The following is a 24847-nucleotide window of genomic DNA, read 5'->3' as shown; positions in this document are numbered from 1 at the left end:
TCGGCGCTTTAAACCGTATACGGGTCGCGGATTAAAGAAAGTCCGCTTTAGGAGTTGTTCAATTCGGTCTGAGTGTCTGATCCGGGGTTCAGCCGGCCGTAACAGCTTACGAGGGGCGAAGCTCATTCTCTGCGAATGAGCGCGCCTCGACCTCCGACCAGTCGAGCTCCTCGAGAAGGCGGCGATAGACATCCTCCGGAACCTCGCCGTGCGCACGCATGTGGTTGAGTGTGCAACGCTGCCGGGCGAGCACCCGTAGGTGCAGCTCATCGAACTCTGAAGGTGCTTGGGGATCGTCGGCATGCGCAACGACGTGACCGGCCGCCCCATAGCGAACGCGCAGGGCGTTTGCGGCGTCGTCGCGCTGATCGCCAAGTGCTTCCAGACCGGCGTCGATCAATGTGCGACGCGCCCTGCCGACGGCGTTGGCCAGTTTGCCATCCTCTCCGACGTTCAGGCGACGGATCAACCAACCTAGCGTCAATCCTTGGATCACGAGGGTGCCTATCACAACAGTGAACGCCGCGAGGACAATGAGGTCCCGCCCGGTGACGCTGGCGGGCACTGCAAAGGCGGCGGCCAGCGTCACTAGTCCACGCATACCCGACCAGCCGAGGATCAACGACGCGCTCCAAGGTGCCGGCGTCGGCAACCAGGAGGGTTTCGACCGGCGGACGATGCCTGCCTCAACGGCTCGGACGGCGAACACCCAGACAAGACGGCTGAGCAGCACAGTGGCCAGCACGACGAGCGAGAAGCCGATCGCTGGTAGCCGTTCTTCCCCGGTCAACCGCGAAAGAATGTCGCGCGCCTGCAGGCCCATCAGCATGAACGCGACGGCGTTCAGCACCAGGATCGCGGCCGACCAGACCGCGCTGGTCTGGATCCGATCTCGGGCCGGCTGCTCCATCGGTCGCCACGTCGACACGATCATGCCGAATGCCACTACGGCGAGTACCGGCGAGACGTGAAAGCGCTCTGCCAGCAGCCAAATGGCAAAAGTAATGGCAAAGTCAGCCAGACTGGAGCCAAGCGTTCCCGAGAACAGCGGCACCACGCGCAGATAGCCCCAGGCTGAGACTGCTCCGAACAGGATGCCGCCGGGCACTGCAGCAGCGAGCACCCAAGGAGTTGCTGGGGTGTCGCTGTGCGTGGCAAGCGCGAGCGCGAGACCGAACAGTAGCAGGGCAGTAGCGTCGTTCAGCAAACTCTCGCCCTGGAGCAACAGCATGCCGCGCCGCGGAATGCCGACTTCGGACAGCACCGCCTCCGAGGCTGCGGCGTCGGGCGGCGCGACGATGGCGCCGAGTACGAACGCAGCTGCGAGCGACAGACCGCCGACAGCAACACCGGCCAGTGTCACAGCGGCGGTGGTGACGATCACTGCGACTACGGCAAGGGCGAGTAGCGGGAACCACATGCGTCGCAAACCGCGCGGGCTGGTGTGATAGGCTGCATGGAGCAGCGCCGGCGCGATGAAGAGGGCGAGCGCGAGGTCAGGTTCGACATGAATGTCGGGAGCTATTGGTAGCGCGGCGAAGCCAAGGCCGGCCGCCGCAAGCAGCGTCGGATATGGAAGTTTCAGCTTGCGTGCGACCACCAGCAGCAGCAGTGCCGCCACGAGGATTGCATCAAGGCTCTCGAACAGGCGCATGCAAAGACGAACGAGCAGGAAGCGTGATCGACGCAACCTCTCGCCAGTTGCCCCTTGCGAGCTGATCGGATGAACGATTGTCCATAAGCGTGCGGCGTGAGCGGCCGCCGATCGTCTGGCTCGGGGTCATGTCGGTAAATTCGCTAAGGTAAGCAATCGGTTCAGCGTGGGCATCAAGGCTGCGAGTGTCTCCGCAGGGGAACGGTGCAGATGCTGTCACCAGTTGAAGGTGGATTGCGCGCGACGCGGGCTCACAATGCCTGTGCTACTTGCGGCAACTGCCCCGAAATGAGACATGCGTGCTCGAGGCCCGCTTCAACGCCTCGGCGCGTCCGCTTCTCCCCGTTGTCGGGCGCGCCACTTCGGATCATCGGCGATAGCTATCCTTCGACCCGTCGGAACAGATCTGAGTTACTAAATCTGCACGCGTCTTCGTGGCGGACATGATCGTTCCTGAGGGCTCCTCGACCCTCACCGAAGGTGTGCATGACTATCTGGCATCCCATTGCCACAGCTCCCGAGCACGTCATTGTGCGAACACGCGTGCGGAGTGACGGCCGCAACCGACCGGTTCTACGCGCGCGGCGGATGGGCAGCCTATGGTTTACCGCGGACGCGCCGCCCAAGCTGGTCTACGACACGCCAACCGAGTGGCAGGTCGCCTAGCGGCTATCAGGCCGGCCATAACGCCGCGGCCGGCGCAGTGGCCGCGCTGCCGGCCTGCTCCAACCAGCTCGCCTCAACGGTGCCGGTGAGGGTAAGCGAGCGCACATCCATGCCGGCGGGTTGCCGGCCGGCGAGGATCGCCTGAGTGAGGGCGGGCGAGAGAAAGGCCAGGCGCAGGACGCGGGTGAGATAGGATGCGGTTACCTGCTCGCGGGCGGCAAGGGTAGCAAGGCTGATCTCGCCGCAGCGCAGCTCGGCCCACCAGCGATGTGCTTGGGCAAGGAGGCGGACCAGCGCTGCGTTCGGCTGCTCGGGGGAGGGGGCACCCGCCTGGACCAGCCGCAACACCTTGCCTGAGCGGGTCAGCCGCGCGTCGATACGGGTCACCGCCGTCGCAGGCGCGTGCGGGTGCTGGGTGACGGCGAGGGTTTCGGCGATGGTGCCGGTGGCCCAGTGGATCTCGACCTGGCTGTCACCCAGCCGTACCTGGCTGACCAGGTCGGCCAGCTGCCGGGCATTGCCGGGTGACTCGGCGAGCTGCCGGCACCGGGCGTGGAAGCCGGCCATGTCGCTGGCGGGCACATCGAGCCAGGCAGAAGCTGCGAGCGCCAGCGGGTCACCGAGGAGCAGCACGGCCTGCTCGGTCACCAGCCGCTCGATCTCGCGGGCGGGCACGCGCAGGCCGCTGGTGCTGGTGCCGTGATGGAGAGCCCGGCTGACATAGTAGCGGTAGCGTGCCGCTCCCTTGGTGGCATGGCTGGCGATGAGCGGCTCGCCGTCAATATCGACGATCTTGCCGGCGAGAGGGCTGACGACGGCCCTGCCGCCGCGGCGGTGATCACCCTGGCGATTGTCGGCAAGACGCGCCTGCACCGCGTCCCATGTCGCCCGGTCGATGATGGCGGTGTGCAGTCCCTGGTGGATGCGGCCCTGATGATGGACCTCGCCGACATAGGTCGGGCAGCGCAGGATGCTGTAGAGCTGCCCGCGCGAGAAGGCGCCGCCGCCAAAGGCGGTGCCCTTGGTTGTGGTGCGCACCGGCGCACGGACGTGGTCGCGGGTGAGCTCGTCGGCGAGGAGGCGCACCGAGCCGAGTGCCAGATAGCGGGTGTAGACGCGCTGGATGATGGCGGCATGGTCGGGGACAATGACAAGGCTGCGCCCATCAGGGGCATAGCCCAGGGGCGGGGTGCCGCCCATCCACATGCCCTTGGCCTTGGAGGCGGCGATCTTGTCGCGGATGCGCTCGGCGGTGACCTCGCGCTCGAACTGGGCAAAGGACAACAGCATGTTGAGGGTGAGGCGGCCCATGCTGGTGGTGGTGTTGAACGACTGGGTGACCGAGACAAAGCTGGTGCCGCTCGCATCGAAGGCCTCGACGAGCCTGGAGAAGTCGAGAAGCGAGCGGGTGAGCCGGTCGACCTTGTAGACGACGATGATGTCGACCCGGCCGGCCGCGACATCGGCGAGGAGGCGCTGGAGGGCAGGGCGGGCCAGTGTCCCGCCGGAGATGCCACCATCGTCATAGCGCTCGGGCAGCAGCGTCCAGCCCTCGCTGGCCTGGCTCAGGATGTAGGCCGCACAGGCCTCGGCCTGCGCGTCGAGCGAGTTGAAGTCCTGCTCCAGCCCCTCCTCGCTCGACTTGCGCGTGTAGATGGCACAGCGCACCGCACCTTTGCGCGGGGTAACGGGCTCCCTGCTCATGCTGCCACCTTCTTCTTCAGCCCGAAAAAGGCCGGCCCCGACCAGCGGGTGCCGGTGATCGCACGGGCGACCTCGCTCAGCGAGCGCCACTCGCGCTCATCCCAGCGGATGATCCCATCCTCGCCGACGGTGACGACATGCACCCGGCCCTGCCACGCGCGCACCAGCCGCATGCCGGGGCGAGCCGGGGTGGTGCGGGTCTTGCCTGTGCCCAGCTGGTCGAGGGTACGCACCACCCCGCGCGGTAGGCCGCCGAGCGCGCGCGCCTGGATCTCCCAGGCGAGCGCCAGGCGCAGGAGCCTGGGGCTAATCCGCGGCACCGGTCCGAGCGCCAGCCTGGTCCAGCGCTCGCGCAGCGCGGCGGAGGACAGATGGTCGAGAGCCGCGACCTCCAGCTCGAGCTTGCTCATGCCGCCACCGCGATCCGGTAGCAGGTAGCGCCGTCGCGGGTGCCGCGGACGATGTCGTGGCCCTTCTTGCGCAAGCCGGTGAGCGCTGCGCGCGTGGTGTGCGGGAGCCAGCCGGTCGCGGCGATCAGCTCGGGCAGGGTCGCGCCGCTATCGCGCTCGAGGAGAGCAACGACGGTTGCCGCCTTGGTGACCCGGGCAGGTGCGGCGGTGTCTGCAGCAGCAGGAGGCGAGGTCACGCCTTCATCACCGCGCGCCTCCACACCGATGGCGGCAAGCCCGGCAGCGGTGACGAACAGGCCGAAGCCCAGATCGCCGTCGCTGCGGCGCACCGCCTCCTTGTCGCTCGTCTCGCGCTCCTCGGCATAGCCGGCCGCCACCAGCGCTGCGACCGCTTTGGCGGTGCCGCCGCCGGGGCGCAGGGTCTCAGGGAGCGGGTAGAGGCTGGCACTCTCGCGCTGGCTAGCCGCTGCCAGGATAATCGCTTGCGTGTCGGTGAGTTTGCCCATGGCTGTGGTCTCCAGTGGCAGCCGGCGTCATTGCCGCTGCCACCAGCCACAGCCCCCTCGGTCGCACCGAGCAGGGCTCTACCCGGCGACCATCCCCAAGGCCGCTCGAGTCGTGCTGCTGTCGCTCTGGTGCGAGGAGAAGTCGAGCAGAAGTCGAGCGGATGTCGCAGTGGCCTGACTTAGATTGTTGCGAATACCCTTGAGCCAGCAGGTAGGATCGGGCGGTGTGACTGCCGCGCTGGCGCCTTTCGCAGCGGCGGTCTAGCCTCGGTGGATGGGGGGCTCCTGACGATGATGACGATGCTTGAGTTGGCCGTGGTGCAGGCGCCCGCAGCGCAGATGTTCGATCCGGTGGCTGCGACCCACGCCTACCTCGCCACCGTGAACGGCGCGGCCCGCGCGCGCTCCGATGCGTACTTCGAAGGTGGTTACTGGCTGATCCTGTGGAACGCGGTGGTGGGCGCTGGCATCGCCTGGGGATTGCTGCAGACCGGCATCGTCGCGCGACTGTCCGGCAAAGCGGAAGCATGGGCCAGAGGACGCAAGGCCGGTCGCGCCTTTCTCTTCTCGATCCTCTATCTGGCGCTCACCAGCATCGTGACGCTGCCCTGGACGATCTACGTGGGTTGGCTGCGCGAGCATCAGTACGGCATGTCCAATCAGACGCTGCCGGCCTGGCTCGGCGAGTGGCTGATTGGGGCTGCGATCAGCACCATCGTAGGTGGTCTGGCACTGCTTGCGCTGTTGACGCTCTATCGCAAGCTGCCGCGCAGCTGGTGGGCGTGGGGGACGCTCGCGAGCGGCATCTTTCTGTTAGTTGGCCTGCTGCTGGGGCCGGTGTTCATCGAGCCGCTGTTCAACCGCTACACGCCGATGCCGGCGTCACCGCTGCGCGATCAGATCCTGCAGATGGCGCAGGCGAACGGCGTACCGACCGACAATGTGCTTGTGGTCGACGCCTCGCGCCAGACCAAGCGGATTTCTGCCAATGTGGCGGGCCTCGGTCCAACCGTGCGCGTCGCGCTCAACGACAATCTGCTACATCGCACCTCTGCGCCGGAGGTGCGCGCGGTGATGGGCCATGAGCTTGGCCACTATGTCCTGGGCCACACAGCGTCGTTGCTGATCGGCTTTACGTTGATCGCTGGGCTGTTCCTGCTGGTCCTTGATCGCGCCACGCCGTGGCTGGTGTCGCGCTGTGGCCGCTCGTGGCGCATCGCAGGGCGCGACGACCCGGCCATGCTGGTGCCGGCAACCATCGTCGCAACGGTTCTTGCTGTCCTGCTCACGCCGGTGACCAACAGCCTGATCCGCTTTCATGAGAGCCAGGCCGATTATTTCGGCATCAACACGTCGCGGGCACCTGATGGCTGGGCCAGGGTGGCGTTGAAGCTCGGCGAGTATCGCAAGCTGGAACCCGGTCCGCTGGAGGAGATCGTCTTCTACGACCATCCGTCCGGCCGGACGCGCATCCTGATGGGCATGCGATGGAAGGCGCACCACCTCGGCGAGCCCGACGTGCAATGACCCCGCTGGTTGCCGTAATCTGCGTCGCCCTGTCCCAGCCGGTGACCGACTATTTTGGCGATTCACCCGACTTGCGCACGCCCAAACCGACTATCCCGTCGAGCGCGGCGACGGCGACTGGCTTCGTGCCGCGCAGCTGGACGTTGGAGCGGGCAATTACCGGCGATCTGAACCGCGACGGTCGCCCAGACCTCGTCGCGGTGCTGAAAGGCGCCGATCCGATCTGCGTCGTGCGGATCGACGATGCCACGCAGCCGATGGACACCAACCCGCGTGTGGTGCTGGTCGCCTTCGGTGGCCCAAATGGCTACCACCTGCAGCTGGTGAACGCCGCCGTCATTCCGCGAATCGACGATCGGTACATGGACGATCCCTTCGATCCCGACGCGCTCACGATCCGCGGCGACGTGCTGCGGCTCGGCCTGAGATACTGGCGGAGCATGGGCGGGTGGACGACCTTCACGTCGACGCTGGCCTTTCGCTGGGATGGTACGCGATTTCGCCTGATCGGGTTCGACAAGGAGTCCTTGCAGCGGAACAGCGGCGAAACGGAGACGGTCAGTGCGAACTTCGTCACCGGCCGGGTGAAGACCGTCACCGGATCGATGGAGGACGATGTCGGCAGCAAGACGCGTTGGCAGAAGCTTCGTCAGGCGCCCACTAACCTGGAGACCATCGGCGACGGCTTCAGCTTCGAGTTGCCGATCAGCGGCCACTAATTCCGCGTCCTGATAACCGTTTGCAGGGTACGTGCTCCGGCCCTTTGGCTATAGCACGATGCTTTCGATGTGTTGTTAAGCGGTGTGATACCCGATCATGGCAGCGGAGAGCCGTCTCAATCGGCTCGGATGATCGCTGTGACTCCAATAACGTCGAATGCGTCACGCACGCCCAGGACACGCACGCGCTGCCCCAGCATCCGGTTTGCTCGCCACTCGGTAATGAGTCCGCAATCAAGCCGCCATCGACCACCGCCATCGCGGCGAAGGATCAATTCCTTACCATCCCGGTTGAGCCAGCCCGTCTCGATGACCTTCGATCCCCTGGGCATCAGAGCACCGCACGCGGACAGGTTCGCGCCACTCGCAAACCATTATCCCACTGCGACTTATAGATCGCCTGCTTGTGCACGAGTCGCCAGCAGGACAGGTCGCCAACCTGACTGGCCCCCATCGCGAGTGTGCGGCCATAACGATCCTGGCCGACCCGATTGATTGTCAGCGATCCGTACAGCGCGTCGGCCAGACTGCGTGAGGATGCAATTGGATCGCCATCGACGCACCGGCGGCCGGCACGACAATGCCCCTGAAGCTCGGGTGCGTCGATGCCAAGTAGTCGAATGCGCTCGTCATCACAGCGGATCGTGTCGCCATCGGTTACCGAACAAGCGAATAGTGGCGAAGCATAGGAGCGGCGCCGCTCGACGCCGTCGTGGTCAACGCAGGTGCGAAGCCCACAACGGCGCCGATGAGCACAGCACCGGCCAAAGCGCTGATCGCAAAGAGCTTAGACAGGCTTTGCCCCTGGCGTACCGCACTTGGCAAATTTGCCTTTAGCGTCCTTGCACTTCGTAGCTTTGACCGGCGCCTTGTCCGGGCACTTGACGAACTTACCCTTACCGTCGCGGCACGGCGCAGCACTGGCGGGTGCAGCGGCGAGACCAGCAAGAGTGGCGGCGAGCAGAAGTGCTTTCAGCATCATGATCTCCATCGACCAGGGTGGAGCACTCGAGAGCGCTCCACTGATGATAATAGACCTACTTGGCGGGCGTGGAAATCGTCGTGAGCGTCGCCGGTGCCGCTTGTGAGGCTGCCGGAGCGCCGACCGCCATGGGACCCGGGCCGGCGGCAGGCATCGCCAACTGAACATCCTCGTCCATGAAAGCTCTGACTGGCGTTCCGACCTCCAGCTTCGCGCTTGTCCCGGTCATAAAGAAGCCCGCCACTGGGATCAGGACAGCCGATGTCGCGACGGCTCCGACACCGCCAGCAACACCCTTGTCGTCGAACACGCCGGTGAGGCGCAACTGCCGGCCATTTACTGTCGTGTACAGCACGCGACCCGAGAGATGACCCGACTTGCCCCACATGCCCTTGTTGCGAACATCGGTGATCTCGCCCATCGCCGGTGATCCGGCTGGAATAACCACAACGCCATTGACCAGCACCGGCTCTGCAACTTCCAGATGTACGCGCTGACCGGATTTCAGCTTCTTGCCCTTGGTGGTCAGCATCTCGCTTAGTTTCAACGGCACTTCGGTGCCGGTACGAAGAACTGCTCCACCTGATGCCAGTGCCATGATCGGCGAGCCAGTTTGTGCAACAGCAGCAGACGACGCGAGCAGCACCGCGCACGCGAATATAGATACCTTCATTATGGCCTCCCCGGTCGAACTCCCCCCGGAGTTCGTAGTTAGAAACATGACGAGATCGTCACACATGTCAACGCAACATATGCAGCGCGTCAGTACCGTTTTCGCGCGAGAACCTCGGCCAGCCTGGTGCCGCCAGCCCAATGAATGCTCAGGGTGACGCTCAGCACAGCTGTCATCACAGCAAGCTCGCTACATGATCGTCGTCTATCGGCGATCGTCTACCTGTCTCAAGATGCCATTCAGCGCGGCCGTGCAACCTTGCGCCCGGCCGATGTCGTGATCCGTCCCCGCCGAGTTCCAGAACATGTCGAGCGGCCAACGCTCTGGGCAGTGTGCGAGGAGGCACCGCAGTGCGAGGCGAACTTCGATCGTGTCGACCTTTCCCTTGTTGGAGCGCGCGGCAGCTGCACGCAAGATGTGGAGGGACAGGTCGATGATGATCCGCTGGTGCCGTGACACGGGAGCAATCAGTGGAAGTCGCGGGACTTGACCCGCACGACGTTTTCCGGGTCCATTCCGTTGGCGTGCGGCGGCCAATAGCTGTCGCGGGGAGCGGGACGCCAGCCGGCGTCACCACGATCCGGGCTGCCGGCGTACCGAGCGCCGTCGCCTCGGCCGGTCGCATGCGGGAAGTCCATTTGGCCGACCTGAGCAAGGAGCGAGCTATGGTCGATGATCCGGTCGCAGATGACATGGATCACTTGGCCTTCTTTCTGCACCTGACCCTTCATCCCGATCATCGCCGCCGACATGACAGTGCGGCGCTGTGCTTCGAACCGATCGGGCCAGAGGATACCGTTGGCGACCCCGGTCTCGTCTTCGATGGTGATGAAGAGCACGCCTTTGGCCGAGCCGGGTTTCTGGCGGACGAGGATGATGCCGGCGACCTCGACATGACGCCCTGCCTTTATATGCTGAAGATCTGCGCAGCGCACGATGCCGCGGCGGGATAGATCCTGACGCAAGAAGGCGAGAGGATGAGCGCGCAGCGACAGTTGAAGCGCGCGGTAATCTTCGACGACCTCGCGTCCGTCCGACAGCGGCCGGAGCGATACGTCAGGTTCTAGCCCCTCCGGATTGAACAGCGCCTCGCGCGCGTCGGCGGCGGCAAAGAGCGGCAGCGGTGCTTCACCAAAGCCTTTGACCTTCCATAGACCCGGACGTCGGTCCTCGCCCAGCGCGTGAAAGACATCGGCTTCCGCCAGCCGCTCGATAGCGGCGCGCGGTACACCGGCGCGGCGCCAGACTTCCTCGATTAAAGTAAAGGGCGCCGCTCCTCGCGCTGCGACGATCGCTGCGCCATGGGCATTGGCTAGCCCGCGTACTTGGCGCAAGCCGAGCCGCACGGCGAGATAGCGGCCAGCGGTCGGCTCCAGCGTGCAGTCCCAGCGGCTGGCGTTGATGCAGGCCGGCCGCACCTCCACGCCATGTTCGCGCGCATCCCGGACGACCTGCGCCGGCGCGTAGAAGCCCATGGGCTGGGCGTTGAGCAGCGCCGCACAGAAGACGTCCGGATGATGATGTTTCATCCAGCAGCTGGCATAGGCGATCTTGGCAAAGCTCGCTGCGTGGCTCTCGGGAAAGCCGTAGGAGCCGAAGCCTTCGATCTGCTTGAAGGTGCGCTCGGCGAAGTCGAGGGGATAGCCGCGCGACACCATCCCCTCGACCAGCTTTTCGTAGAAGTGGCTGACCCCGCCGGTGAATTTGAAGGTTGCCATGGCCCTTCTCAATTGATCCGCCTCAACCGCGGTGAAGCCCGCGCCGACGATAGCGACCTTCATCGCCTGTTCTTGGAACAGCGGCACGCCCAGCGTCTTCTCCAGCACCGCGCGCAGCTCTGGGCGTGGATAGTCCGGTTTCTCCAGTCCGGCGCGACGGCGCAGATAGGGATGGACCATGTCGCCCTGGATCGGGCCGGGCCGGACGATCGCAACCTGAATGACGAGGTCATAGAAGCGCGCCGGCTTCATTCGCGGCAGCATCGCCATCTGCGCGCGGGACTCGATCTGGAAGGTACCAAGCGTGTCGGCCTTTTGGATCATCGCATAGACGTCCGGATCGTCGTCCTGCAGGTCGGCCATGCTGACCCGAATGCGTTTCGCTTCCTCCAGCAGGTTGAAGGCACGGTTCATGCAGCCAAGCATCCCCAGCCCCAACACGTCGACCTTCATGAACTTCAAAGCGTCGATGTCGTCCTTGTCCCATTCGATGACCTGCCGGTCGATCATCGCGGCCGGCTCGATGGGTACGAGATCGTCGAGGCGGGTCTGGGTCAGCACAAAGCCGCCGGGATGCTGCGACAGATGCCTCGGCACGCCGATCAGCTGGCGAGCGAGCTGCAAGGCGAGCCGCAGGCGCCGCTCGTTCATGTTGAGGTTGAGCTGCGCGACCTGTTTCTCGCCGACGCCCTCCTGGCTCCAGCCCCAAACGAGGCCGGCGAGCGCCTTGGTCAGATCCTCGGGTAGGCCGAGTGCCTTGCCAACCTCGCGCACCGCGCCGCGCGCGCGGTAGCGGGTGACGACCGCGGTCAGCGCGGCATGGTTGCGGCCGTAGGTGTCATAGATCCACTGGATGATCTCCTCGCGCCGCTCATGCTCGAAATCGACGTCGATGTCGGGCGGCTCGCGGCGTTCGCCCGAGACGAAGCGCTCGAACAGCAGCTCGTGTTTGATCGGATCGATGCTGGTGATGCCGAGCACGAAGCAGACGCAGCTGTTCGCCGCCGAGCCGCGCCCCTGGCAGAGAATGCCGCGGCGCCGGCTCTCGGCGACGATGCTGTTTACGGTAAGGAAGTACGGAGCGTAGCCAAGTTCGCCGATCAGCCGCAGCTCGTGCGCGATCTGGTCGCGATAGGCTTGCGGCAGGCCGTCGGGGAACATCCGCGCCGCCGCCGTCTGGGTCAGCTGTTCGAGTGCGCCCTGCGCGGTCAATCCCTCAAGCACGCGCTCGTGCGGGTACTGGTAGCTGAGCTCGCCGAGGTCGAAGGTGCAGGCGCGCGTGATCGCGGCGGTCGCGGCGATCGCATCGGGGAAGGCGGCGAAGCGCCGCTCCATTTCGGCCGGGGATTTGAGGTGCCGGTCGGCATGCCGTTCGCGCCGGTAGCCGAGCGTGTCGACCGTGCATTTCTCGCGGATCGCGGTGACAACGTCCTGCAACAGCCGCGCCTCGGGCGCATGATAGAGGATGTCGCCGAGCGCCACGGCGCGAATGCCTGCTTCTGCGGCAAGCGCGGCGAGGTCGTGCAGCCGCAGCGTATCGTCGGGGCGGCGGCGGAAGGCGAGGCCGCAATAGCCGCGTTTGCCGAAGGTCGTGCGCAGTTCGGCGAGTTGCGCCGCAGTCACCGCATCCGCCGCGTCCGGCAACAGGATTGCGATCAGCCCCTCGCTCCAAGCCACGACGTCGCTCCAGCCGAGCGTGCAGCCGCCTTTGCCGGCGCGCGCCTTGCCGAGCGTCAGCAGTCGGGTCAGCCGCGACCAGGCGGGCTTGTCGGTCGGGTAGAGCAGCAGCGCGAGACCATCGTCGAGATCGACCCGCGCGCCTGCGATCATCCGCACGCCCGTTGCCTTCTGCGCCTCCCAGGCGCGTACCAGCCCGGCGACGCTGCCGCGGTCGACGATGCCGAGCGCGCGATGGCCTTGCAGCGCGGCGGCCGCGAATAGCTCGTCGGGGCTGGAGGCGCCGCGCAGGAACGAGAAGTGGCTCGTCACCTGAAGCTCGACATAGGTGGTGGTTGGGCCTGCCATCAGCCGAACAGCCCGTGCAGATACCAGCTGAGGTCGCCGGTCGTGGCATCGACCCCGTCGCCGCGGCGGAACAGCCAGAAGCGCGCGCCGCGCTCGTCTTCGACCCGGAAATAGTCGCGCACCGCCCAGACCTCGCCGTCGCGCCGCCACCATTCGCCATGGATGCGCTCCGGCCCGTCGCCCGCAACCACGGCATGGACTTGCCCTCGCCAGGTAAAGCGGCGCGGCGGCGCATCGGGGAGGAGCGCGAGCACGCCGGTCAACGGCTCCGGCCGGTTGAGCAGCCGCACGGGTCGCCGCCATGCGGGCCAGCCGGTCGGCGCGGCGAGCGGCGGGGCGCGGCGCACCGCGCGTTCGGGCACGTCGCTCTCGACCGGCGCGGCGGTGAACAGCGCCGTCTCGCCGACACGGCCGGCGATCTGATCGACGAGCGTCGCAACATCGGGCACCGCCGCCTCGCCGGTCAGGTCACCCGCGACCGCGGTCGCACCGAGCGGATCGGTGCGTGTCGCGGCGAGGCGCATCGTCTCGATCCCGTCGCCCGGCTCGATCCGCTCGATCCGCAGATGGAAGAGGCGGGCGAGATGCACGGCATCACGGGTCGCGCGTGCGGTGCCGATCGCAAGGCGCTGGTCGCTGCCGTCGATCCGCTCAACCAGCAGCACTAGCATGCGCACGCCGCGCCCACGTTCCTGCAACAGCAGCATCATGTCAGCGAGGAGGTCGGCGATCACCTGCTCGATCGCCTCGGCGGTGCCGATCGGTTCGAGCAGCCGGCGCCTGGCGACGGGCATTTCCTCGGGTACGACCGGCACGATCGGCTCCGCCGCCCGGCCGAGCGCCGCATCGAGCCGGTTCACGCTGGCCAGCCCCAGCCGCCGGGCAAGCGGCCCGCGTGGCAGCGGAAGCAGGTCGGCGATCCGGTCGAAGCCGAACCGTTGTGCCGCCGTGATTGCGTCGGGGGTTAGCCGCAAGGCGGCGGGGGGCAGCGCGCTGATCGCCTGCGCCTCTCCGCCGGTTGGGGCTAGCGTTACCGCTTCGCGCCCATAGCGCGCCAGCGCATGCGCGGCTCCCGGCGTCCCTGCCACCGCGACCCGCGCGGTATAGCCGAAGCGCCGGCAGAAGCGGACCAGGCGCGCACAGAAGCGTGCCTCGCCGCCATGAAGATGCGCCGCCCCGGTGAGGTCGAGCCACAGCCCGTCCGCCCCGCTCGGCGCAGCGGTCGGGGTCCAGTGGCGCACCGCGTGGAGCGTCAGGCCGTCGAGCACCGCCCCGTCTGCCGTGGGATCGGCGGGGCGGATGTCGAGATCGGGCACCAGCGCGCGAGCATGGGTAATCGCCATGCCGGGCACAAGGCCCAGCGCCAGCGCCGCCGGGCAGGCGGCGGCGATCACCTGCCGCTGGCCGATTGTCGCGGCGAGGATCAGCGGCACCGCATGCTCCACCGCAGCTGCCGCCACCGGCTGGCGGACCACCGCAGCCGTCGCGCGCTTGAACGGATGCTCCGCCGCCTCCGATCGGCGGCCGAGTTCGCGCATCGTTGGTTGCTGGTGGAGCGGCAGCGCCGCCGCTTCCTCGGCGATCGCGGCGCGCGCGCCTTCGGCTTGCGCCCAGCGCGCGCCTGGCCGCCAGCCGCCGCCCCGCGGCACCGAACAGGCGCCGGGGTCGTCGTCGACCGGCAGCAGCGGCAGCGCGGGCGCGTCAGGCAGCGCGCGCGGCCGCTCCAGCCGCCGCAACCGCTCGATTGCAAGGTGCGGCAGGTAGAGCGAGGCGACCCGTGGCATCGCAAGCCTCCAGTTCGAGGATAAAGCCCGGCCCGCCGCGCTGGCGGGCGAGCTCGACGGTCCAGCGTGGCCGGCCTACGCCAGGCGCGTGCAGGGGAGTCGACGGTGCACAGGCGATCCGCCAGCGCGTCATGGCGGCGGAGAGTTCGGTCAGCGGGTCTGTAGCCTGGCGTCGCCAGCGTCGCGACAGCAGGGCAGGGGTCGCGCCAGTCATAGCGGCGAGCTGGAGCCGGCGACTGGCGACCATGTCCGCGCGTTTCACCTCGCCGACGACAGCGGCGAGCCCGCCGTGGCGCAGGGCATCCTCCATGACCGCCAGCACGTCCTTGTCCTCGCGTACCTCGACAAACAGCAGCGTCGCCGGATCGAGCCCTGCCTGTTCCAGCCCCGGCGCATAGAGGTCGAAGCGGGTCACCGCCCACAGCACGCGTCGGCTTCGATCGGCTGGGGCGCGCGCCGCGATTCCTACGGTAAAAAGGGTCGCGGCCGCATCGTCGCTCAGCGTCGACGTCGCCGGCGACACCTCGTGTAACCCGTTCAGGGCGAGGCCTCCCGCCGCCAGACGTCCATCCATCGCCTCGATCCCGAAGGGCAAGATGGCCGTCTCGTCCGCACGCGCACCATCGCTGCACTCTCGTAGGAGGGCCTCGGCTTCTTGGCGGCGAAGGGCAGCGGACATCATTGCAGCGACTCACGTGTTCGCTTTATGTTCCGTACTTCTTGATGAAGCGTCAAGGCATTGCGGAGCCAAATCGATGAACCGAACTGCCCCGGAAGCTCCGGCCGCCAGCACGCGCCACGCCTCGTCCAGCAGCGAATATGATCATGTCGGCCGCCGTCTGCGGACGCTCGAGCAGTGCGCGTTACACAAGCGGACGCTGCGGCTTACCTGTCCTGAATGCGGCCACATCCGCGTCCTTGACGCCGTTTCGTTGTGGTGGCTGTTCCATCGGCGTGGTTGGGAGGACACGCTGTCAGCGGTGTGTGATCGGCTGCATTGCTCCCCCTGCCGGATCCGTGACGGGCTGAAGACACGACCGCAGATCACCGCGGGTCGGGAGCCGCCGACAGGCGAACCGCTGCCCTATCCCGACGCTGCGACCTGGAAGAGGCTTGTCTCGCGCTATCGCTCGTGATCGAACGGCGAGATGTGCAATCTTTACAGCCTGAAGGTTGATCCGCGCGGCTACTTCGACGCGATGGCCGCCGCCGAGGACTCGGCCAACTCCCTGGCGGTCGAGAAGGATTACGCCGCCCCCGGCAAGCCCGGCTTCGTCGTGCGGCAGGAGGGGAAACAGCGTGTGCTAAGCACGATGCGTTGGGGTTTTCCCACCCGCAAACCCCGCAAGCGACCGGCGCGGGAGGGCGAACTGCCCTTCCTCTACGACTGGTGGACCAACGCCCGAAATATGCAAAGTAACATGTGGAAGCCGTGGCTGCTGAAGGCCGAGCATCGCTGCCTCGTGCCCTTTACTCGCTTTGCCGAACCCAAGGCCGCCGCCGACCGGCAGGCACCCGGCGACACCAACTGGTGGTTCACCGTCCAGGACCAAGCGACGCCTTGCTTCGCTGGCCTTTGGAAGTTCGACCAGGACCACGACCGCGTCTATGCCTTCTGCACGACCGAGCCCAATCCGCTGGTCGCGCCGAAGCATCCCAAGGCGATGCCCGTCATCCTGATGGCCGAGGATCAGGACCGCTGGCTCACCGCGCCCGTCGAGGAGGCAGTGGGGCTGCTGACGGCATACCCATCCCAGCTTATGGGGGTAAGCTGAACGGAGCGGTGGATCGGCCCGGGACGCTCAGCTGACCGTCACGCCTTTCCAGAAAGCGACCCGGTTCCGGACCGCCTCCGCCTCGGGCTTCGGATCGGGATAGTACCAGGCTGCGTCGCCATTCTCGACACCATCGACGTCGAGGCTGTAGTAATGCGCTGTGCCCTTCCACGGGCAGGTCGACGTGGTTGCACTCGGCCGGAGGACCGACTGGTCGACCGAGTCTACGGGGAAATAGTGGTTGCCTTCGACCACCACGGTATCGTCGCTCCTGGCGATCACCGCGCCGTTCCAACGTGCCTCGACCATCCTGCGTCTCCTTTGCACGGTAAACGTTGGGCGGGGCGGCGGCATGGTCAAGCCGGTGTGACGCTCATTGGTACATTTCCCGGCGCGTCCAACAGGATGTTCCCAATCCGTTCCGCCTGCGGTAAAAGGGTGCCATGGCGGTGCGCAAGATCATCCACGTCGACATGGACGCTTTCTTCGCGTCGGTGGAGCAGCGCGACGATCCGTCGCTGCGCGGCAAGCCGGTCGCCGTCGGCCACGCTGCCGCGCGCGGTGTCGTCGCCGCGGCGAGCTACGAGGCCAGGGCGTTCGGCGTCCGCTCCGCGCTGCCATCGGTCACCGCGCTGCGGCGCTGCCCCGACCTCGTCTTCGTGCCGCCGCGCTTTGAGGTGTATCGCGACGTGTCGCGCCAGATCCACGAGGTGTTTGCGCGCTACACCGACCTGATCCAGCCACTGTCGCTCGACGAGGCCTATCTAGACGTCACCGCGAACAAGCGCGGGCTGGACACCGCCTGGTTGACCGCCAAGGCGATCCGCGCCGAAATCCTGGCTGAAACCGGGCTGACCGCGTCAGCAGGTGTCTCGTACAACAAGTTCCTCGCCAAGCTCGCCTCCGATCATCGCAAGCCCAATGGCCAATTCGCGGTGACGCCGGAGATAGGGGCCGCCTGGATCGAGACGCTGCCGGTCAACCGCTTCCATGGGGTCGGGCCGGTGACGGCGGAGAAGATGAAGCGGTTGGGGATCGAGACGGGCGCCGACCTTAAGGCCAAGTCGCTCGCGTTCCTGCAGCAGCATTTCGGCAGCGCCGCCGAATGGTATTATGCCATTGCGCGCGGCGAGGACGATCGCCCGGTCAATCCGAACCGGGTGCGCAAGTCCTCCGGATCGGAGACGACTTTCGACCGCGACCTGACGGAGGCGGCGGAGATCGAGGCGGGCGTGCTCAGGATGGCGGATGACGTGTGGTCGTGGTGCGAGAGCCGCCAGGCGTTCGGCCGGACGGTGACGGTGAAGGTGAAATATGCCGATTTCCACCAGATCACTCGGCGCCGCAGTCAGCCTGTGGCGGTCGCCAGCCGGGATGGGTTGCACGGCGCCGCCCTGGCGCTGATCCGCTCGGTGCTGCCGACGCAAATGGGTATCCGGCTGGTCGGCGTGACCGTCTCCAACTTCGCCGAGGTGAAGGCCGAATTCGCCAACGAACTGCCGATCTTCGTCGAAGCGGCGGCATGATGCTCGACCTGTTCGACGCGCCGCTGCTGCCAGGTCTCGCCCAGCAAGCGTCGCTGATCAGCGCGGAGGAGGAGCGCCTGCTGATCGAACGAATCGATGCCACCGATCTGGCGCCGTTCCGGTTCCAGGGCTGGACAGGCAAGAGGCTGACGACCTCGTTTGGCTGGAGCTACGACTTCGACGTGGGCCGACCCAAGGACGCGCCGCCGATGCCCGACTGGCTGCTCCCTATTCGCGATCGCGCAGCCAAATTCACCGGGCTGGCACCGGCAGCGCTGATCCAGGCGCTGCTGATCCGCTACGATCCGGGCGCGGGGATCGGCTGGCATCGTGACCGGCCGATCTACGGCCATGTCGTCGGCCTGTCGCTCGGCGAGCCCGCCACCATGCGCTTCCGGCGCCGGCGCGGTGACGGGTTCGACCGCGTGTCGGTGCCTCTCCACCCGCGTGCTGGCTATCACATGAGCGGCCCCGCACGCTACGAATGGGAGCACAGCATCGCATCGATCGAACGAACGCGGTGGTCGATCACCTTCCGCAGCCTAGCGGAAGCGCGATGACTGGCGCGACGGGCAGACCTGAGGCGGAGCAGTCCAGTGGTTTGGATGTCCCCGACTTCGTCGTCGTCGATGTCGAGACGTCCTGCTCGCGGGTAAGCAGCATCTGCCAGATTGGGATCGTCGGATTTAAGGACGGTCGAGAGACCTTCGCCTATGAGACGTTGCTCGACCCATGCGAGCGCTTCTCGTCGTTCAATACGCGTATCCACGGCATCGCCGCCGACCATGCCGCTGGTGCACCAACACCCGCCGATACGCACGCGATCATTCTGAGCCATCTGTCTGGACGGGTCACCGTCTCCCTTTCGGTGTTTGACAAGGGCGCGCTAGCCGCCTTCCATCTGCTACATCGGCGCGGTCCGATTGCGGCGACGTGGCTAAATAGCGTCCGCGTGGCCAAGAGGGCTGGGCCCGATCTGCCGAGCCACCGGCTTAACGTGCTGACGAATTAGACTGACAGGATCCGTGAACTGTCAGATCAAACATCTCGTCTCCATCTGGATTGACCCTCCCAATTAGTCCGACATAATCTAAGCTCAGATCGGCAGTAAAGTCCGGGGGAGATAGGATGCAACGTTGGATCGGCGCGACCGCGATCGCGGCAATTATCGCCGCAACTCCGGTGCGGGCGCAGGCGCCATGGGAAGCGACCACCTCGGCGCCGGCAGCCAAGACCGTGTTGGAGGAGAAGAGCGCTGCCGGCGCCCGCTTCCGCATCCCGGAGGGCGTCATGCAGGTCACCCCTTGGGGCAACCGCGCGATCAGGGTGACCGTGTCCAAAGTGGCGGAGCAGATCGGCAACGGCCCGGCGGTGCTCGGCGGGCCGCAAAGCACCGCGTGGACGATGACTGAGGAGCCCGACCGCTTCGTGATCGCCACGCCGGCGATGCGGGTCGCGCTAGCCAAGGCGGACGGTCGGCTGGCGCTGCTCGGCGCGGATGGCAAGGCGCTGATCAGCGAGACCGATCCCGGCAGTCGCCGGCTTGGCGAGGTGGTGGACCCGGACGGCAGCGTGCAGCAACGCTTCGATATCGGTGGCGGGCAGGCGATTTATGGTCTGGGCCAGCATCAGGCGGGGCTGCTCGACTATCGCGGCACCACCGTGCGGCTTCAGCAGGCCAATACCGATGTCGGCGTGCCGGTAATGGTGTCCAGCTCGGGGTACGGACTGTTTTGGAACAACCCAGCGGTGACGGAGATCGCGGTCGCGGTGCCGCAGGCGACCGATCGGCTGGTGTTCCGGTCGCAGGCGGGAAAGAACATCGACTATTTCCTGTTCGGCGGCCCTGACGTCGATGACGTGATCGGCGCCTATCGCATGCTGACAGGGCAGGCGCCGCTGATGGCGCGCTGGACCTGGGGGTTGTGGCAGTCGAAGGAGCGTTACCAGTCGCAGGCCGAGCTGCTAGGCGTCGCCGCGCGGTATCGCGCACTGAACATCCCCCTCGATGCGGTGGTGCAGGACTGGCAATATTGGAAGCCGGGCGAGTGGGGCAGCCACCTAATGGACCCGGCGCGCTTCCCCGATCCCAGAGCGATGCTCGACACGCTGCACGCGCAGAAGCTGCACAGCATCGTGTCGATCTGGCCGCGCTTCGACCTGGGGCTGGACACGGCCAAGGCGCTCGAGGCGGTCGGTGGGCTTTATCCGAAGGTCTATCCCAACGTGTACCCTGCGGGCGAGGGGCGCTGGTACGACGCTTTCTCGGCGGCAGGGCGCAAGACCTATTGGCGGTACGTGTCGGACCGGCTCGGGCGGCTCGGCTTCGACGGCTATTGGCTCGACGGCAGCGAGGCGGAGCTGGGCGGCCTCTGGGGCGAGATGCGCGCCGTGCAGACCGCCATGGGGCCGGGCGCGGAGGTCTACAACGCCTATCCGCTGCTCCACACCAGCGCGGTGCATGACGGGATGCTGGCGGACTATGCCGCCAAGCGCCCAATCATCCTGACTCGGTCGGCTTGGGCCGGGCAGCAGCGCAACGCCGCGATCACCTGGTCGGGCGACGTCGCCGGCCGCTGGGATGTTTTGCGTGCGCAGATCCCGGCTGGGGTCAATTTCTCGATGACTGGCATCCCGTACTGGTCGGCCGATATCGGCGGGTTCTTCGGCAGCAGTCCAAAGGATCCCAGCTATCAGGAGCTCTTCACCCGATGGCTGCAGTTCGCGGTGTTCAACCCGATGTTCCGCATCCACGGCACCGGCGACGGCAAGGAGTTGTACAGCTTCCCGAAGGAAGCACGCGGGCCGCTGCTCGAGGCGGTGACGCTGCGCTATCGGTTGCTGCCCTTCTTCTACGCGCTGTCGTGGCAGGTTACCGATCGCGGTGCGTCCTTCATGTACCCGGCGGGCATGATCTTCCCGGGCGACGAGCAGGCGCGTGACTTGCGCGACGAATATATGTTCGGCCGTTCGCTGCTGGTCAGCCCGGTGATCGAGAAGGGCGCGACGGCGCGGCAGGTCTATCTGCCGGCGGGAGCGGACTGGTACGATTTCTGGACCGGTGTCCGGCTGGCGGGCGGTGGGCGAGTTACCGTCGCCGCGCCGATCGGCCAGATTCCGCTCCACGTCGCGGCAGGCACGATCCTGCCGATGGGGCAGGCGGTGCAATATGCCGAGCAGTCGGTGGCGCTGCCGACCGAGCTGCGCGTCTATCGCGGCGCCGACGGACGCTTCACCCTCTACGACGATGCGGGCGACGGGCAGGGCTGGCGCAAGGGCGAGCGGGCGACGATCGAACTGACGCTCGACGACAGGGCTGGCGTGCTGACGATCGGCGCGCGGCAGGGCCGCTATCCGGGGATGGCGACGGCGCGCACCTTCCGCATCGTGTCGGTTGCGCCGGGCAACGGCACCGGGCTGGCCGCGGGCGGGGGGCGCACGATCCGCTACACCGGGCGGGCGGTCACGGTATCGCTGGACGATGCGGGGGCGGCGAAGTGATGCGGCGTTCCGACATAGCTCGACTCGCCTGGCTGCTGCCGCTGGCGGTGATCGCGCCGGCGATGACGGTCACGGCCCCGGCCCGCCCCGCCGCCGCCGCGCGCGCTCAGGCCGTCGCGCGGGCAATTGCGGCCGATCCCGTCTGGAGAGCGCCGATCCGCGGCAGCGTCACGCTGGCGGATACCGGTGCGGGCGCCGCCGCGATCCGCTGGCGCTCGTCCGACCCCTCGCTGCTCTCCGACACCGACCGGCACGTCGGCAGCGACCTGATCCGCAAGGGCACGGCCACACGAGGCGCGACCGACAAGGCGGTGAGGCTGACCGCGACCGTCCTCGTGCCTGGCGCGGCGCCGGTCACCGTGCCGCTCGCCCTGACCGTCGCCGCCGCGCCTGCGGCCGCGCGGGAGGAGAAGCAGGCCTATCTCTTCGTCTATTTCACCGGCGACAGCGTCGAGGGGGAGAAGCTGCGCTTTGCCGTGTCGGACGGCAACAACGCGCTCCAGTGGAAGGAACTGAACGGCGCGCAGCCGATCCTAGAGTCCGCCTTCGGCACGCGCGGCCTGCGCGACCCCTTCGTCCTGCGCTCTGCCGAGGGCGATCGCTTCTTCCTGCTCGCCACCGACCTGTCGGTCGGGCGGAGCGGCTGGGGCGAGGCGACCAGCCATGGCAGCGCCCATTTGGAAATCTGGGGATCGACCGATCTAGTCCACTGGGGCAAGCAGCGCCACGTCCGGGTGAACACCCCCGACGCGGGCATGACCTGGGCACCGGAGGCGAGCTACGATCCGGCGATCCAGGCCTATGTCGTCTACTGGACCTCCAGCCTGTACCGCGACGCCGCGCACAAGATGGGCGACGGCAACGGGCCGCAGATCCTGATGTCGACCACGCGCGACTTCCGGACCTTCACCAAGCCCGAACCCTGGTTCAAGTCCGTGGACGTGCCCGGGCTGGTCCGCGACAAGGGAATGATCGACGCGACGGTCTTGAAGGACGGCGACGACTATTACCGCTTCACCAAGGTCACGCAGGCGCAGGGCTGCGCCTCTCCCGACATCATCGGACAGCGCACGACTGTGCTCCGTGCGCCGGGTGCGTCGCCGCAATGGACGGTGGTCGCCAGCTGCATCGGGCGCGACGCCGGCACACCCGAGGTGGAGGGACCGAGCGCCTTCATCGCCAATCCCGGCGACGTCAGCGGTTTCCGTTATTACCTGTGGGTCGATAATTATGGCGGCGTCGGCTACATCCCGCTCGCGACCAACTCGCTGAAGGGCAAAATTCGCTGGACCTATCCGGCGAAGTTCCGGCTGCCCGTCTCGCCCCGCCACGGATCGGTGCTGTCGATCACCGCGAAGGAGCGCGACGCGCTTGTTGCCCGCTGGGGCACGGCGCCCGCCGCACCGCTAGCCAGCGCCAATCCGGCGCAGGTTGGCGACGCCTGGGTGGTTCCGCCGGTGCTGGCATCCGGCACCCGGCTGCCAGCACCGGCCGGCGCCCGCGTCCTTTGGATGGCGGACGGGGCCGGGTTGGAAGGGGACTTTGTCATCAACGCGAACGTCCGGCCGGTGACGCTGCGGCTGACCGGCACCGCCGCGCTGCCGGCGGGGGGCTCGATCGCCAAGACCTTCACTGTCCAGGTGCTCGGCCAGAGCAACCAGCGGCTGACGGCCTACGCCCGAACGCCGACCGACGCGCATGACGCGAACCAGCCGATGATCGCGCGCAGCGTGCATTTGGCGCTGGGTGACGGCAGCGCGGCACCGCGTCCTCTGAACGATGACTATGGCGTGCTGTTCGCCAGCGGCGACTATACCGGGGTCGACCGGGTGTCACTCCGCGGCGTCGCCGATCCGTCGCCCTTCTATTTTGCCGACGGCAGCCTGGGCGTGATCGGAACGCGCGTGCAGATGTCAGGCGCGCCCGACCCCTCGCTGGCGGATACAGTCATCGTGTTCAAGGCAAAGGCCGGATCGCCGGCCGACTTCGTTGAACTGGGGACGGTGGACCTGCGGACGAAGGGAGGTGTCACCGTGCCATCTGCCGTGTGGGACTCGGCGGCGAAGCGCTACGTCGTTGCGTGGACGGATCGCACGGGCAACCCGCGCTGGACCACGGTGTCGGATCTGGCGCGCACCGAGCGGGTCGCGACGCCCTATTATCCACTCGACGGCGGGCGTCGCTCCCGCATCATTTCGGACGGCAATGTCGGCGTGATGCGCATGGGCAGCGTCGCGACGGGTAACGTGACGAGCGGCCTGCCGGTCAGCAACGAGGTCGCCACCGCCTTGCAGCAGCGCTTCGGCCGCGTCGTCAACACCGCCGCCGCAGTCGACGCGCGCACGATCGCGCCCGGCGACATCGCCGCCGTGCGGGCGAGCCGGGTGCGCCTGACCTATTCCGACGGATCGATTGCGACGCGCGGCGTCGACTGGAACCCGGCCGACCTCGGTCGCCTCAGCAAGGCGCGCAGCGGCACCTACGTAATCCACGGCACCGTGCGCCTGCCGGACTATCCGCAGATCTTCGCCTATAACCGCGCCGATCCGGACATCTTCCGCTACGACCATGCGGGACGGACCCGGTATTTGTTCATCGCCACCGACGATGACGGCAACGACAATGTCGGGTCGGCCCACCTGCCGCTTCGCGTTGCCGACAGCATCGACGCGCTTGCCGACGACAATGGCGGCCGCGCCCGTGAGGTCGACCTGCTCAACCGCCGCACTCGCCGGGACCGGACGGTCGAGGGGCGGGTCATCGCCGGCTGCTACTGGGCGCCAGAGCTGCACGAGATCGGCGGGCGGCTGACCATCCTGTTCGCCCCCTGCTTCAACCCGAACGACGACCAGTCGAATGAAAAGGGCTCATGGTCGACGGTCCAGTCGCACATGATCCAGCTGCGCGAAGGCGGCGATCCCGCCAACCCCGCCGACTGGTCGAGAGCCGCCGCGATCCGCAAGGCGGACGGCAGCCCGCTGGGCCGCGCGGCGTTCCCGAAGAACATCAGTCTCGACATGTCCTATTTCGAGATCGGCGGGCAGGGCTATTACACGTGGTCGCAGCGTTACCTGCCGGCAACGGGTACGCTGGGCGATCCGCTGACCTGGATCGCGAAGGTTGATCCCGCCGCGCCAAGCCGCCTGACCTCCGAGCCGAGGCCGATCATCGCGCCCGACCTGTCGTTCGAGGAGAATCTGTCGGAGGGTGCCTTCGCCCTGTTCCACGACGGCCGCGTCCACCTGGTCTATTCGGGATCCGGGGTGAGCCCGACATACGTCGTTGGCGGCGTCTGGGCGGATGCGCAGACGGACCTGACCGACATCGACAGCTGGCACAAATATGGCGCGCCGCTGCAAAAGAGCGAGCCGATGCCGGCCGGGGTGACCGACTATCGCCGGTACGAGCAGGGCCCGGGGCACGGCGCCTTTACGACCGATGCCGACGGCAACGTGCTGTACGTGTATCACAGCTGGGGTAACGGCGTCGGCGGCGATGGCCGCGACGCGCGGGTGCGCCGCATCCACTGGGCGGCGGACGGGCGCCCGCTCCTCGACATGCGTGCCGAAGAGGAGGTTGCGCTGGCGAAGCGTAAAGTCACGATGGCGGTAACGGTTAGACGGGCTGCGTCAAACCAAATGCACCTGCCGGCAAGGAGGGCTAGATAGGGCGGGGGC

General features: G+C 66.9%; 20 protein-coding genes. 9 read left to right on the top strand and 11 right to left on the bottom strand.

Annotated elements, in window-relative coordinates:
- Nucleotides 1-106 precede the first annotated feature (106 nt).
- The 4 genes from Q5H91_RS07455 to Q5H91_RS07440 all read right to left on the bottom strand — a co-directional run bounded on the left by Q5H91_RS07455 (nt 107) and on the right by Q5H91_RS07440 (nt 4940).
- Nucleotides 107-1654, bottom strand: coding sequence for a cation:proton antiporter (locus Q5H91_RS07455; protein ID WP_305172738.1), 1548 nt, complete (start codon nt 1652-1654; stop codon nt 107-109).
- A 672-nt stretch (nt 1655-2326) separates the two neighbouring features.
- The gene (locus Q5H91_RS07450) at nt 2327-4024 is read right to left on the bottom strand and encodes a recombinase family protein (protein ID WP_305172737.1); all 1698 of its coding nucleotides are present in this window, start codon (nt 4022-4024) and stop codon (nt 2327-2329) included.
- On the bottom strand, nt 4021-4434 hold the full coding sequence (locus tag Q5H91_RS07445; RefSeq protein WP_305172736.1) for a DUF2924 domain-containing protein: 414 nt from the start codon (nt 4432-4434) through the stop codon (nt 4021-4023). The genes Q5H91_RS07450 and Q5H91_RS07445 overlap by 4 nt, the downstream gene beginning before the upstream one ends.
- Nucleotides 4431-4940: a DUF3489 domain-containing protein gene (locus tag Q5H91_RS07440; RefSeq protein ID WP_305172735.1), complete on the bottom strand. Its 510-nt coding sequence runs from the start codon at nt 4938-4940 to the stop codon at nt 4431-4433. Before Q5H91_RS07440 ends, Q5H91_RS07445 begins: the two co-directional genes overlap by 4 nt.
- A 291-nt stretch (nt 4941-5231) precedes the next feature.
- Here Q5H91_RS07440 and Q5H91_RS07435 point away from each other — a divergent pair, with 291 nt between their 5' ends.
- Both Q5H91_RS07435 and Q5H91_RS07430 read left to right on the top strand, forming a co-directional pair.
- Nucleotides 5232-6467: a M48 family metalloprotease gene (locus tag Q5H91_RS07435; RefSeq protein WP_305172734.1), complete on the top strand. Its 1236-nt coding sequence runs from the start codon at nt 5232-5234 to the stop codon at nt 6465-6467.
- On the top strand, nt 6464-7186 hold the full coding sequence (locus Q5H91_RS07430) for a hypothetical protein (protein ID WP_305172732.1): 723 nt from the start codon (nt 6464-6466) through the stop codon (nt 7184-7186). The genes Q5H91_RS07435 and Q5H91_RS07430 overlap by 4 nt, the downstream gene beginning before the upstream one ends.
- 116 nt (nt 7187-7302) lie before the next feature.
- On the opposite strand, the gene Q5H91_RS07425 is transcribed toward Q5H91_RS07430, so the two are convergent.
- The 3 genes from Q5H91_RS07425 to Q5H91_RS07410 form a co-directional block, all read right to left on the bottom strand.
- Nucleotides 7303-7518, bottom strand: a complete 216-nt coding sequence (locus Q5H91_RS07425) for a DUF5818 domain-containing protein (RefSeq protein ID WP_305172730.1) — start codon at nt 7516-7518, stop codon at nt 7303-7305.
- 455 nt (nt 7519-7973) lie between these two features.
- Complete coding sequence (locus Q5H91_RS07415; protein ID WP_305172728.1) at nt 7974-8177, bottom strand: hypothetical protein; 204 nt, start codon at nt 8175-8177, stop codon at nt 7974-7976.
- A 46-nt stretch (nt 8178-8223) separates the two neighbouring features.
- Complete coding sequence (locus Q5H91_RS07410) at nt 8224-8841, bottom strand: hypothetical protein (protein ID WP_305172726.1); 618 nt, start codon at nt 8839-8841, stop codon at nt 8224-8226.
- A gap of 153 nt (nt 8842-8994) precedes the next feature.
- Here Q5H91_RS07410 and Q5H91_RS07405 point away from each other — a divergent pair, with 153 nt between their 5' ends.
- Nucleotides 8995-9297, top strand: a complete 303-nt coding sequence (locus Q5H91_RS07405) for a hypothetical protein (protein ID WP_305172724.1) — start codon at nt 8995-8997, stop codon at nt 9295-9297.
- An 11-nt stretch (nt 9298-9308) separates the two neighbouring features.
- Here Q5H91_RS07405 and Q5H91_RS07400 read toward each other — a convergent pair whose 3' ends face one another.
- The 3 genes from Q5H91_RS07400 to Q5H91_RS07390 are packed head-to-tail and all read right to left on the bottom strand — an operon-like array spanning nt 9309 to nt 14795.
- Nucleotides 9309-12584 (bottom strand): error-prone DNA polymerase, encoded by a 3276-nt coding sequence (locus tag Q5H91_RS07400; protein ID WP_305172848.1) that lies wholly within the window; start codon nt 12582-12584, stop codon nt 9309-9311.
- Nucleotides 12584-14368, bottom strand: coding sequence for a Y-family DNA polymerase (locus Q5H91_RS07395; protein ID WP_305172722.1), 1785 nt, complete (start codon nt 14366-14368; stop codon nt 12584-12586). Before Q5H91_RS07395 ends, Q5H91_RS07400 begins: the two co-directional genes overlap by 1 nt.
- Nucleotides 14286-14795, bottom strand: coding sequence for an ImuA family protein (locus tag Q5H91_RS07390; protein WP_305172720.1), 510 nt, complete (start codon nt 14793-14795; stop codon nt 14286-14288). The genes Q5H91_RS07395 and Q5H91_RS07390 overlap by 83 nt, the downstream gene beginning before the upstream one ends.
- 721 nt (nt 14796-15516) lie before the next feature.
- Between Q5H91_RS07390 and Q5H91_RS07385 the strand changes: the two genes are divergently transcribed.
- Nucleotides 15517-16143 (top strand): SOS response-associated peptidase family protein, encoded by a 627-nt coding sequence (locus Q5H91_RS07385; protein WP_305172718.1) that lies wholly within the window; start codon nt 15517-15519, stop codon nt 16141-16143.
- Nucleotides 16144-16170: 27 nt separating this feature from the next.
- On the opposite strand, the gene Q5H91_RS07380 is transcribed toward Q5H91_RS07385, so the two are convergent.
- Nucleotides 16171-16497 carry a DUF427 domain-containing protein gene (locus tag Q5H91_RS07380; protein WP_502619619.1) on the bottom strand — a complete coding sequence of 109 codons (327 nt, stop codon included), beginning with the start codon at nt 16495-16497 and terminating at the stop codon, nt 16171-16173.
- Between the two features lie 89 nt (nt 16498-16586).
- Here Q5H91_RS07380 and dinB point away from each other — a divergent pair, with 89 nt between their 5' ends.
- From dinB to Q5H91_RS07355, 5 genes are all read left to right on the top strand, one after another.
- Nucleotides 16587-17669: a DNA polymerase IV gene (dinB, locus tag Q5H91_RS07375; RefSeq protein ID WP_305172714.1), complete on the top strand. Its 1083-nt coding sequence runs from the start codon at nt 16587-16589 to the stop codon at nt 17667-17669.
- The gene (locus Q5H91_RS07370; protein ID WP_305172712.1) at nt 17666-18229 is read left to right on the top strand and encodes an alpha-ketoglutarate-dependent dioxygenase AlkB; all 564 of its coding nucleotides are present in this window, start codon (nt 17666-17668) and stop codon (nt 18227-18229) included. Before dinB ends, Q5H91_RS07370 begins: the two co-directional genes overlap by 4 nt.
- Nucleotides 18226-18681 carry an exonuclease domain-containing protein gene (locus tag Q5H91_RS07365; RefSeq protein ID WP_305172710.1) on the top strand — a complete coding sequence of 152 codons (456 nt, stop codon included), beginning with the start codon at nt 18226-18228 and terminating at the stop codon, nt 18679-18681. The genes Q5H91_RS07370 and Q5H91_RS07365 overlap by 4 nt, the downstream gene beginning before the upstream one ends.
- A gap of 116 nt (nt 18682-18797) precedes the next feature.
- Entirely contained in the window at nt 18798-21170 is a 2373-nt protein-coding gene (locus Q5H91_RS07360; RefSeq protein WP_305172708.1) for a glycoside hydrolase family 31 protein, read from the top strand.
- Nucleotides 21170-24838: a family 43 glycosylhydrolase gene (locus Q5H91_RS07355; protein ID WP_305172706.1), complete on the top strand. Its 3669-nt coding sequence runs from the start codon at nt 21170-21172 to the stop codon at nt 24836-24838. The genes Q5H91_RS07360 and Q5H91_RS07355 overlap by 1 nt, the downstream gene beginning before the upstream one ends.
- The last annotated feature ends 9 nt before the right edge of the window (nt 24839-24847 follow it).

It is taken from the genome of Sphingomonas aurea (assembly GCF_030678875.1).
In the GTDB taxonomy this organism is placed as follows: domain Bacteria; phylum Pseudomonadota; class Alphaproteobacteria; order Sphingomonadales; family Sphingomonadaceae; genus Sphingomonas; species Sphingomonas aurea.
Note: the sequence above shows the minus strand (reverse complement) of the source record. Positions and strands in the feature narration are given on the sequence as shown.